At 64.2% G+C, this 1,629-nt stretch carries 1 protein-coding gene and 1 pseudogene; both read left to right on the top strand.

Annotation, left to right across the window (positions count from 1 at the left end):
* The coding region (locus QT222_RS01410) for a 4Fe-4S dicluster domain-containing protein (protein ID WP_491476066.1) at positions 1 to 506 on the top strand (506 nt) is incomplete at its 5' end.
* Positions 506 to 1,555: pseudogene (gene nrfD / locus QT222_RS01405) on the top strand (NrfD/PsrC family molybdoenzyme membrane anchor subunit); the annotation flags it as partial. The gene QT222_RS01410 and the pseudogene nrfD, both read left to right, overlap by 1 nt.
* Positions 1,556 to 1,629 lie beyond the last annotated feature (74 nt).

Below are 1,629 nucleotides of genomic sequence, written 5' to 3'. Positions count from 1 at the left end.
CCGGTCCCTGCCGGCCCCCCTCCCAGCACGCCGCGGGGGTGTCCACCGGGAAAGACCCAGAGCGTTCCCCGGGGGAGGGGCCGGTTGCCGTCCCGCCCGGCCCGGGGGGCGTGGTGGAGAGGTTTCCTTTCGGTCCCCCCCGCGCGGAGGGGGCCCCCGCCCCCGCCTGTGTCGTGAACTGCCCCGCCGATGCTCGTATCTTCGGCGACCTCGACAACGAGGAAAGCACCGTCTCGCGGTACATCAAGAAGTACGAAACCCACCGACTGCTCGAAGACCGCGGCACCGACCCGAAGACGTACTACATCCGCGGGGAGATGAGTCCCGGTCGACCGCAGACCTCGGACAAGATGGAGAGCGAACTCGACGAAGAAGACCTCTCTACGTGGACGCCCCCGGAGGAACCATCGGCGGATGAGTCGAGCGGTGCCGGCGCAAGCCACGGTTCGGTCTCGGCCGATGCGATGCCACACGTTCCGGTCGTGAACAACGGAGGTGACGACTAATGTCCAGACAGACCGTCTCATCACGGTTTGCGATTCCAGCGTTCGGGAGCACCGGGAAGCTATGGTTAGGTCTCCTCAGCGTGCTCGTGGTCGCGGGCGTCGCCGCGTGGATGTACCAACTCACCACCGGGTTGGTCGTGACGGGAATGCGCAACGTGTTCTCGTGGGGGCTGTACATCATGATGTTCGTCCTGTTCGTCGGGCTGTCGGCGGGCGGACTCATCATTTCGAGCGCCCCGAAGTTCTTCCACTCGCACCGATACGAAGGATTCGCACGCCTCGGTGTCTTGGTGAGTCTCGCGTGTATCACCGTCGCCGGGCTGTTAATCCTGCCCGACATCGGTCGCCCAGAGCGTATCTATCAGTTTTTCACCTCGCCGGACTTCCGGTCGCCGATGGTGTGGGACTTTGCCATCGTCATCCTCTACGGGGTGCTCAACCTCTGGTACCTGTGGTTGCTGACTCGTCGTGACCTCGCGGCTCGCGGTTCGAAGTTAGCCTTCGGCGTCTCGGATACGGAGGCCGGTCGCAAACGCGACCGTAAGCTCATGTTCTGGACCGCAGCCATCGCGCTGCCGACCGCCGTCGCGCTCCACTCGGTCACCGGGTGGATTTTCGCGACGCAAATCGGTCGCGGTGACTGGTTTAGCCCGCTCGTCGCGCCGGTGTTCATCGCAAAGGCGCTCGTCTCCGGCCTCGGCCTGCTGTTGGTCGTGTCCATCCTCGCAGACCGGTTCACGAAGTTCAGCGTCAACCGCGAGGAACTCACAAGCCTCGGGAAGGTGCTCGGTATCTTCCTCGCGTTCCACGTGGTCTACCTGCTCGCTGCCGAGCGACTCCCGCACGCGTGGGCGGACCACTTCGAGTTCTGGGCAATCACCAGCGGCTTCCTCGTCGGCGAATCGGCCTACTTCTGGCTGTGGACCGTCGTCGGCGGGGCGATTCCGCTCGCCTTACTGTCGGTGCCGTCGCTCCGCAAGCGCGTGTCGGTTATCTTCACGGCCGGTCTGCTGGCGGTCTTCGGGACGATGTTCGAGGGAATCCGCCTTGGCCTTCCCCGTCCTCTGTCTTTTTTCCCTCTCCTCGCCCACCCGGAAAAAGGGCAAAACGGTTGACCCCCTTT

This window comes from Haloferax sp. s1, from assembly GCF_058382125.1.
This window is presented reverse-complemented; position numbering and strand designations above follow the sequence as displayed.